9 protein-coding genes and 2 pseudogenes are annotated in these 9216 nt (G+C 67.1%); 5 read left to right on the plus strand and 6 right to left on the minus strand.

Annotation, left to right across the window (positions count from 1 at the left end; genetic code table 11):
• Positions 1 to 103: 103 nt before the first annotated feature.
• Positions 104 to 809, minus strand: a pseudogene (locus ACWIHY_RS39695) (IS5 family transposase); the annotation flags it as partial.
• On the opposite strand from ACWIHY_RS39695, the pseudogene ACWIHY_RS39700 reads away from it, so the two are divergent.
• Positions 798 to 1227: pseudogene (locus tag ACWIHY_RS39700) on the plus strand (transposase); the annotation flags it as partial. The pseudogenes ACWIHY_RS39695 and ACWIHY_RS39700 sit on opposite strands and share 12 nt — an antisense overlap.
• Before the next feature lie 69 nt (positions 1228 to 1296).
• Here ACWIHY_RS39700 and ACWIHY_RS39705 read toward each other — a convergent pair.
• From ACWIHY_RS39705 to ACWIHY_RS39725, 5 genes are all read right to left on the minus strand, one after another.
• On the minus strand, positions 1297 to 1731 hold the full coding sequence (locus ACWIHY_RS39705) for a VOC family protein (RefSeq protein ID WP_454381565.1): 435 nt from the start codon (positions 1729 to 1731) through the stop codon (positions 1297 to 1299).
• Positions 1732 to 2139: 408 nt separating this feature from the next.
• Positions 2140 to 2646 carry a transposase gene (locus ACWIHY_RS39710; RefSeq protein WP_454381567.1) on the minus strand — a complete coding sequence of 169 codons (507 nt, stop codon included), beginning with the start codon at positions 2644 to 2646 and terminating at the stop codon, positions 2140 to 2142.
• 66 nt (positions 2647 to 2712) lie between these two features.
• Positions 2713 to 5130, minus strand: coding sequence for an FxSxx-COOH system tetratricopeptide repeat protein (fxsT, locus tag ACWIHY_RS39715; RefSeq protein ID WP_454381568.1), 2418 nt, complete (start codon positions 5128 to 5130; stop codon positions 2713 to 2715).
• Positions 5131 to 5198: 68 nt separating this feature from the next.
• A complete protein-coding gene (locus tag ACWIHY_RS39720) occupies positions 5199 to 5642 on the minus strand; it encodes a hypothetical protein (protein ID WP_454381570.1) in 444 nt (147 codons plus the stop codon).
• Between the two features lie 246 nt (positions 5643 to 5888).
• On the minus strand, positions 5889 to 6155 hold the full coding sequence (locus ACWIHY_RS39725; RefSeq protein WP_454381572.1) for a hypothetical protein: 267 nt from the start codon (positions 6153 to 6155) through the stop codon (positions 5889 to 5891).
• A gap of 705 nt (positions 6156 to 6860) precedes the next feature.
• Here ACWIHY_RS39725 and ACWIHY_RS39730 point away from each other — a divergent pair.
• The 4 genes from ACWIHY_RS39730 to ACWIHY_RS39745 form a co-directional block, all read left to right on the plus strand.
• Positions 6861 to 7031, plus strand: a complete 171-nt coding sequence (locus ACWIHY_RS39730; RefSeq protein ID WP_454381574.1) for a hypothetical protein — start codon at positions 6861 to 6863, stop codon at positions 7029 to 7031.
• A 505-nt stretch (positions 7032 to 7536) separates the two neighbouring features.
• Complete coding sequence (locus tag ACWIHY_RS39735) at positions 7537 to 7890, plus strand: matrixin family metalloprotease (RefSeq protein ID WP_454381576.1); 354 nt, start codon at positions 7537 to 7539, stop codon at positions 7888 to 7890.
• Positions 7891 to 7923: 33 nt separating this feature from the next.
• The gene (locus ACWIHY_RS39740; RefSeq protein ID WP_454381578.1) at positions 7924 to 8337 is read left to right on the plus strand and encodes a DUF6281 family protein; all 414 of its coding nucleotides are present in this window, start codon (positions 7924 to 7926) and stop codon (positions 8335 to 8337) included.
• 292 nt (positions 8338 to 8629) lie between these two features.
• Positions 8630 to 9216, plus strand: a 587-nt coding sequence (locus tag ACWIHY_RS39745) for an IS630 family transposase (RefSeq protein ID WP_454381580.1), incomplete at its 3' end; no start/stop codon positions are given.

Below are 9216 nucleotides of genomic sequence, written 5' to 3' on the forward strand. Positions count from 1 at the left end.
CCCCGGAGCCGTTCCACCTCCCCCAGCTTCATAACCAGAAGCTGCCCCTCACCTGGCAAGATCACACGACGTAACGAAGCACTACTAGGCCGTTTGGTTTGGATCACCTCGCTGACCGGATGAAGATGGCGGCGAGGTGGAGTTCGGCGAGGTAGGTGGTGGCGGTCTTGTCGTATCGAGTGGCCAGGCCGCGCCACTGCTTGAGCTTGTTGATGCAGCGTTCGACGGTGTTCCGTTGCTTGTAGGCCTCGCGGTCGAAGGCCGGTGGCCTGCCACCGCGGCTGTCGAGACGCTTGCGGTTGGCGGCCTGGTCGGCGGGCTGCGGGATCACCGCCCGGATTCCGCGCCGACGCAGGTGAGAACGGATTGCGCGGGAGGAGTACGCCTTGTCGGCCAGGACCACGTCCGGGGCCACCCTCGGTCTGCCGACCGGCCGCGGAACCCGTAAGCGGGCCATGACCTGCGGGAACGCGGGTGCGTCACCGGCCTGGCCAGGTGTGATGACGAAGGCCAGCGGTCGGCAACGGCTGTCGGCGGCCAGGTGGATCTTTGTGGTCAGTCCACCGCGGGACCGTCCGAGGGCATGGTCGTTGGGCTCGCCGGGCGGCGCCCTTTTGGCGGGCCCCGGCGGCGTGCTGGTGGGCACGGACGATGGTGGAGTCGACCGCGACGACCCAGTCGAGGTCGCCTTCGATGTCGGCCTGGGCGAGCTGCGCGGTGAACACCCTCTCCCAGGTCCCGTCGGCGGCCCACTTCCGCAGCCGGTTGTGGGCGCCCTTCCACGAACCGAAGCGCTCCGGGATCATACGGTTGCCGAGCAGTCGAAGAACTACCGGTACTCGACCAACCACCAGGTCGTCATCGACGCCGATACCCGATTCGTCGTCGCCGTCGGCCGACCGGTCACGGGCAGCCGCAATGATTGCAAGGCGTGGGAACTTTCCGGTGCGAAGGCCGCCGTCGGCCGGGCCACAGTCATCGCGGAGCGGCGGCTATCGGGGCACTGGCCTGCTCATCCCGCACCGCCGTGAACGCGGCCAGACCGAACTGCCAGCTTGGGAACAGGAGCACAACAGCTCCCACCGCAAGGTCCGGGCCCGCGTCGAGCACGTCTTCGCGCGGATGAAGGCATGGAAGATCCTTCGTGACTGCCGTCTGAAAGGCGAGGGCGTTCATACCGCCATGCTCGGCATCGCCCGGCTGCACAACCTCGCCCTCACGGGGTAACTCCCGCCCCATACGAGACCAGAGAGGCCCCGGGGAGGCGGCTCCCCGCCTCCCCGGCTCGGAGAATGCTCAGTCGATACAGAATTCGTTGCCCTCGATGTCCAGCATTGGGATGCACGACTCGTTTTCCTCATCGGCATACAGCGTTTGCACGTGGGTGGCGCCGAGCGCGACCAGTCGTGCGCACTCGGCTTCGAGCGTGGCGAGGCGCTCGTCCCCCACGAGCCCGGTGCCGACCCGGACGTCGAGATGCACCCGATTCTTGACGGTCTTGCCTTCGGGGACGCGCTGGAAGTACAGGCGCGGGCCCACGCCTGAGGGATCACCGCAGGCGAACCATGAACCCTGCTCCTCAGGAGGGAGGGTACGGTTGAAATCGTCCCAGGTGGCGAACCCCTCCGGTGGCGGCGGTATGACATACCCCAACACCTCGCACCAGAAACGAGCGAGGCGCTCAGGTTCTGCGCAATCAAAGGTGACTTGGAACTTCTTGATCGCTGACATCGGCGCACCATAGCAGGCGGACTCTGCCGCTCATTTCCCCAGACGGATCCGCTGACCACCCGTCGTACCCTGGGTCGCCTTGGACACCAAGTGACCAAACCGGACAGTCCGCGAGAACGACGCGACCGTGGCCACGGAGCGCCGCTGGTCCCCAGGATCCAGTCCTGACAACCAACCTTCATGCCAAGATCAGTTGCGGGACATCCCTTAGAGGCAATACCGGTGATTTAGGCAATTTTCTGGCGTCTGCTGGTTGGTTTGGTGGGTGGGACCAGTGTGACGGTGGGAGTTGGTGGTCGGGGCGGGTTGCGGTGGTGGGTGTGTTTGAGGTGCCAGTTGGCCATCTTGCGTTTGATGACGCGGGGGTTGGAGCGTTGTCTGCGGGGTGGCAGGAGGCGTTCCAGCAGCTCACGGGTGGTGTGGGTCAGGGCCTGCCGGAGTCGTGAGGGGGGAAAGTGCCGCCTGGTCGGTGACGTGGCGGCGGGCGATGCGAAGAGTGCGAGTGAAGGACAGCCGGTCGGGGTCCAGGCCGGCTTGGTGAGCCGTTGCGTGCATGACGTCCCGAAGTGCGTGGTGGACGAGAAGAAAGCCGTAGATTTCCTGCTCAACGCCGTCGGGGTATTGCGAGCGGAGGACGAGGCGGTGTCCGCCCTGGTGGGTTTTGATCTCGTCCAGGGTGTTCTCGATCTCCCACCGCTGGTGGTAGAGGCCCGCCAGGTCGGTGGCGGAGGCCTCCTTCGGGTCGCAGATGGTCGTGATCAGCCTGTAGACCGTGTCGTCGCCCTCGCGGCCGAGGGTGTACTCGATGACCCTCACCCGGGCCGGATCACGACGGGCGCGGTCGTCGGTGGCCGCGATCTCGGACAGGCAGGAGCCGTCGTCGCGGTAGAGCGGGCCAGATGCCGCGGCGAACACCGCGTGTGTCCCGCATTCCACCAGCGCGGCAAGCCGCACCTGCGGATACGCACGGCACTGCTGCCCTCAACCCGAGCCGGGCCGGCCGAAGAACGAGCTGTTCGCCTCGGTGTCCGGCACATCAAACGTGGTGCCACTACTTCGCTCTGGCCCTGCCCCTCGACCGCGAGCTGACGGGCGGCCTCGGCGACCGGCAGCCCGCGCAGTCCACTCGACCAGTTTGGCTTGGACGTCCAGGGTCTCGCCGTGCTCAGGTCCCAGGGCGCGCTCAAAGGCGGCCGCGAGCGGTCCGAACTGGTCGCGGGCACCTGCTGGATCTCCCGCCTCCCCGGTGTAGTGGGCGAGGTTCTTGCGGTCGAGCAAGGTCTCCGGGTGGTCGGGGCCCAGGATCCTCAAGTGGACGGGTAGCAGGGCAGCGAATTGATCACGGGCCCCGGCGGCGTCGCCAGCCTGTGCCATCCACCATGCCAGGTTGCCCCGGGCGTTGAGCGTTGCCGGATGTTCGGGTCCCGAGACCCGCTCGCGAACCTCCAGCAGCCCCGTGTACCGGTCGCGCGCTCCCTCCGCATCGCCAGCCATGCCGGTCCACCAGGCCAGGGTGGAACGGGCCCACAGGGTGGAGTGGTGTTCGGCGCCGTAGAAGCGCTCGTGGCCGACGAGTATATCGAGGCACAGGTCACGGGCACCGGCGGCGTCGCCGGTCTGACCAATCCAGCGCGCGTACTGATCGCGGGCGCTGAGTACGTCCGGGTGCTCGGGCCCCAGCACCCGCTCCCGGATGGGCAGGAGTTCCGCGTAGTGGGCGCACGCGGCGGCGGCGTTCCCAGCTTGCCCGGTCCAGAAGCCGAGGTCGGCCCAGACGGTCAGCGTATCCGGGTGCTCCTCACCCAAGACGCGCCTCAGTACCGGCAGCAGCGCGGCGCACAGGTCGCGGGCGCGGGGCCAGTCACCGGACTGTCCGGTCCAGTCAGCGAGTTGGGCCGCGACGGTGAGGGTGCGTGGATCCTCGCTGCCCAGGGCCCGCTCGTACACGGGCGCCAGCTCGGCGAGCACCTCACGCGCGGCGCCCGGGTTCCCGGCCATGCCGGTCCAGGTTGCGAGGACCGCGCGGGCTGCGAGGGTCTCGGGATGCTCGGGTCCAAGCTGGCGGAGGGCGTCGGCGTGGACTTCCTGCTGCACGATTCGGGCGGTCTGGTAGTCACCGCTCGCGCCGAGGTATGCGACCAGGCTGCGGGCCCCGGGCCGGCCCGGGGCGAGGACGGCCCGGGCATGAGGGACCAGGGCTGCGTAGGTGGGCCATGTCTGTGGGCGGTGTGGCTCGTCCGGCAGGGCAATCTCGACCAGCATGGCCGTCGCCTCCCTCCAGGCCCGGGCCCGTGTGGCGGGGAGTCGGTCGAGAGTGACGGCCTGGACGAGCCGGTGCACGGCAACCGTGCCGCGGGTCGGGGAGCTGATGAGGGAGTAACGGCGCAGGCTCCGCATCGCGTCAGTGACGGCGAAGGGGTCGTGCAGTAGAGATGCGACGAGTGCGCTGACCTCCGCGTCGTCGATGGCGGGCACCTCGTCCCTGGTGGCTACCAGCACCTTGATCGGGATGGCTTCGGGGGCGCAGCAGGCCAAAAGTCTGAGCAGGGTGATCGCTGCGGGGGCAGAGTCCTGCAGCCGCTGGAAGGAGAGCTCCCAGGTGGAGGCGACGGGGCTGGTGTGTCCCCACGATTCGCCTCGGGCGAGGAGTTCGGGGCGGTGTTCGCGGAACTCGGCCAGGTATTGGTGCAGGGTCTCGCTGTTCTCCCGTATGTACGAGGCGGCCTGTTCGAGGGCGAGCGGCAGTGCGCCGAGCTCCCCGGCAAGTTCAGCAGCCGCGTCCTGGTCCTCGTCGCCAGTGCGGGTCATCAGGTACCGGGCGGCTACCTCTGGATCCAGCAAAGGCACCGAGAGGTCGAGGTTGTCGGGCCAGTGGGCGGAGCGCGAGGTTATCAATACGTGCCCGTCTCCGGCGGGTGGCACCAGTTCGCGGAGGGCGTCGGCGTCGGTGACATTGTCGAACAGCAGCAGCCAGCGGTCGGTGCGGACGGCCAAGGCGGCGTGCACCTGGTCGACCGGGTCCGCGCTGTCCACCAGGTCTCGGGCGCCGAGTAGCCGGGCAAGCCTGCCGCAGCTCGCGGAGAGGACCGTCGGATCCTCGGCGGGCAGCTGCCAGATCAGCCCATACTCGCTCTCGTGGCGGTGTGCGTACTCCAGGGCCAGGCTGGTCTTGCCGACGCCGCCCAGGCCGTGCAGCGCGAGCAGCCGAGGGCGCGGGCCGGGGGAGGTCAGCCGCTCCTCCATCACAGTCAGCAGCTCTTCGCGGCCGACCAGACGGGCCGGGCGGGGCGCCAGCCGGACGGCCCGGGAGGGCGGCGCGGGCCGCCGCTGGAGCTGGACGTGGACGGAGCGCTGGTCGACCACCACGTCGCCTCCGGCACTGACATCGGCGAGCTCCACCGAACGTGTGGCGGGAGGCTGTTGTCTGCCCTCGGGTTCCGCAGCGGGCTCGGGCCAGGCGGCTGCGGCTAAGGGCTGTCGGGTGGCTCCTGGCCCGCGCGGACGTCGTTGATCTCAATGTCCCCGGTGAACTTCGCGCGGCGCACCCGTATCCCGGTGCCGGCGGACTCGACGCTGCCGATATGCAGGGCCGCCGCCTCGACCTCTTCGAGGTCGATACCGGTGGCCAGGCCTGCCCCGGGCTCCTGGCTCTTGACCCGCCGGATCAGCTCGCGCGCCGCGAGCAGCAGCTCGGTGTCGTCGCCGGCGCCGGCGGCAGCTAGGTCCTCTTCCAAGGAGGCACGTTTGGCCTCGGACTCGGGCCGTCCTTCGACAGGTGCCACATCGACGTGGCCATAGCGCTCGCCGATCAGGCGCTTTAGCGCCGCGTACGCGTCCTTGACTGCCGTCGCGGCGGTCTCCGCCAGCCCCGCCGACGCACCCAGAGCGACGGCCGAGGCGATTACAGTCACCTGATCCACCCCGATATCCTCGCCCCGCCAAGCGAGTTGGTCAATGCACCGGCCGGGCAGATGACCGTCAAGGGTGAAGACCTCGGACGGTTCGTGCAGGCGAACAGACTCGGATGGCCCCCCGGACACCGGTTTCGGCGGACTCACTCGTACGCGTCGTCGTGCCACCCGGCGTCACGCTCGTCGTCGCTGAGCAGGTCGTTCACCTTGTCCTCGGTGAGGACTTCACCCTTTCGTCCATGGCCCTCATGATGCCGAGGCCCTGGGATACCTTGCTTCGTCTGGCACGCGGCGCGGGCCGGCGGCCATCTTGCAGGTGGTGAGCAAGCCCGCCAGCCACCGGAGATGGGTGCTGGACGCCGACTTGTCGGCGGCGTTCGACCGGATCGACCACACGCGGTCCAGCTCTGCGGTGTCCGGGACGAGGGTGAACGCGATTTCGAGCAGCGTGATGTACGCGATCTGACCGAGGATGAGGATCGGTGCGATGCGTCGGCTGAGTATGTGTGTCATGCGTTGCTCCTCAGAGGGTTCCCGTTCTTGATCTTCCAAAGCTTGCCGTACGACTGAGCAGGCGGGCACGGCGTCTGGCCTTCTGCCGGCGGCCCGGAGCGAGTGCGATTTGGTGTCCGATGCGGTCACGAGCCCCGGAACCGTGTTGCCCTTGGCGTCGAGTGCGAGTGGAGATGAAGGTGGCAAGACCGCCCTGACGCTCGTGATCACGTATGGGCATCGAACCCCGGGATAGCTTGTTCTCGCCTGCCCGTGAAGATCGTACTTATGACCTCCTGAAGTGTGGGCAAGCCGAGAAAGTAGAGGTAGATGAGTCAGCAGGACGACACTGCCGGCCGGGTGCGGTGACGGAGAGCTGTAAGCCTCGACGGTCGGCGACTCGGAGGCGTGCGCGTTTCGCGCTGATGTCTGGGGGAGTGTTGGCGGTGGCCGCCGTGGCGGTCGGCATCTGGATGACCTGGTTCCGACTGCCCTACGCTCTGGCGACTCCCCATCGGTCGACGTCACGGTGAAGGCGGAGAAATCCGACTACCCAGACGTCGCGGAGACCGCTGAAGACGTGGATACGCTCCTACGGGTGTCGTCCAGCGGCTCAAGGCCCAGGACGCCGAAGGGCTGGCAGAGCTCGTCGGCCCCGACTTCGACAACCCGGACGCAGAAGCCCGCAAGTACGTCCGACAGTACGCCGCGGGCGCACGAGGCCATGTGGAGGCCACAGTTGTCGAAGGCGTAGTGGATTACTTCAACCAGGTGGACCTCGTGTACGAGAAGACGGGCAAGCGCCAGGAACTTTTTCTCGTCCACGACGACGGCCACTGGTGGGTCGCCCTCGGCGACGGCGATCCGGCGGCAGGCAACGTAAACAGCATCGACTGACCCGATAGCCCCTCGCAGGTTCCTCATTCAGATGGGGTGGCGGTCCCGCATGGCCGGGCCCGCGCGCCGTTGACCGGAACTGCATATCAACGCCGCCGGTGGTACCCGACACGCGATACAGCGCAAAAGCAGGTGAGGGCCGTTCAAGTCCCCTGCCGGGATCGCTGTGCAGGCTCGCGTCCATGCAGGACTGTGGATGTTCGGCGTGTTCTCAGGATGGATGCTGCTGGGCGCAGTATCGAGCGTCCATTTCCAGGTCGGTCAGCGTCTGGGGTTGGCGCCGGTCCACGGTGGGCGTCCCGAATATAAAGACCATTCACCCGAGAATTCCAGGTGCAGCAGAGCCCCCATCTCTCCCGGAACGACGCCCGCCTGGCCTTCTGGGACGCCATCGACAACATCACTGACAGCCACAACAACTGCGGCTGCAGCGACCTGGTCGATGCGGACATTTGCACTACCGGGGCCGGACCGCTCGCGGAGCGAACGTCAACAGCAGTAACCAGTGCACCGACCGGGACTCGGTGAGCACCTGGGACGCGGGCAACCTCAAGGGCGGCACCGTCGCCGTCACTGCTCGTGGACCTGGCCTACGCTGGTCGTCAAGAATGACCTGCGCGAGGCGGACGTCTGTTTCAACACCGCCGACCACGACTTCACGAACAAGCCCACCAGCAGTTGCTCGCACAAGTTCGACATCCGCTCCGTCGGCAATCATGAGGCTGGTCACGTCTGTGGTCTGGAGCACCTCTACGGCTCGGACGCGAACCTCACGATGTACGGCGAATCGCTCTGGTGCACGACGAAGGCGAGAACTTTCGGCAAGGGTGACGTCCTCGGTCTTCGCAGTATCTACTGAGCCGGAGCTGATGCTCCAGGAGGAGGTGTACCGATGAAGCCGGTGCTCCCATTCAGCAGAAGCGAGCACGTGTGGATGCTGCTGGCGGCAGCCACCGCCACCTTGTCCGTGGGCTGCGCGTCCTCGTCGAGCGACAACGGTGATTCCGCGTCGTCCTGTGCGTTTCTGGTCGAGTACGAGAAGCGTAGGTACGTCGGCACCGACAACACCGACATCTCTGTCGGGGAGGAGCTCGGCGCCGCTACCCGTCCGCCATGCGACGACACGCCGAACGATGATTCCGACGGCAGGACCAAGGCCTCGTCTACGACCGCCTACGCGGTCGAGGGCGTGGACCCCATTCTCGCCGTCGCGGTGGGCGACGCACCTGGTGACGTCCGCCTGGTCGTCATCGACTCCGACAAGGAGCTACCTCCCGAGATCAAGAAGTTGATTGACGGCTCCTGACGACGAGCGCGAGGCGTCGCCGGTGCCGCCCGGACGGCGGCAGGGCTACCACTTACTCCAGGGTGTTGGGCAGCTTCCATTCAGGAGCCAAGATCGCCTTGGCCTGCAAGGTGCCCTCGGACTCGACCTCGGGGAGACCGCCTTCCGCGACAAGGAGGTACTCGTCAAGTTTTCCCTGCAGGGCGATGCGGTCGTCAAGTACTGGCCCGCCGGCACCAGCCTCGAGCAAATCATGAGAGACCTGGGACGGGCTCTCTAGTGACCTGAGTCAGAGATTCCTCGTTAGTCGGGTATGAGTCGTCCGGGTCCGAAGATTCCGCCGTTGTCGGTCACTGATGCCCAGCGGGCTGTGCTGGAGGGCTGGTTACGTCGCCGGACGACGGCTCAGGCTTTGGCCCAACGCTCGCGGATCGTGTTGGAGTGCGCCGAAGGCCACTCGATCATGGAGGTGTCGCGCCGGCTGCGGATCGCTCCGGACACGGTCCGCACCTGGCGGCGCCGCTTCATCGAGCGGGGCCTGGACGGCTTGTGTGACGACCCGCGGCCCGGTGTCCCACGGAAGATCACCGACGCTGACGTCGAGCGGGTGATCGTCAAGACGCTGGAAGAGACGCCGAAGAACGCGACCCACTGGTCGACCAGGTCGATGGCGGCGGCGACAGGGATGTCGCAGTCGACGGTCTCGCGGATTTGGCGGGCGTTCGCGCTTGCGCCGCATCGGTCGCAGACATTCAAACTGTCCACCGACCCGCTGTTCATCGACAAGGTCCGTGACGTCGTCGGACTCTATCTCGATCCGCCGGAGAAGGCCTTGGTGCTCTGCGTGGACGAGAAGTCGCAGATCCAGGCCCTGGACCGGTCCCAGCCGGTCCTGCCGAT

The sequence above is a fragment of the Streptomyces sp. NPDC055287 genome, assembly GCF_053646035.1.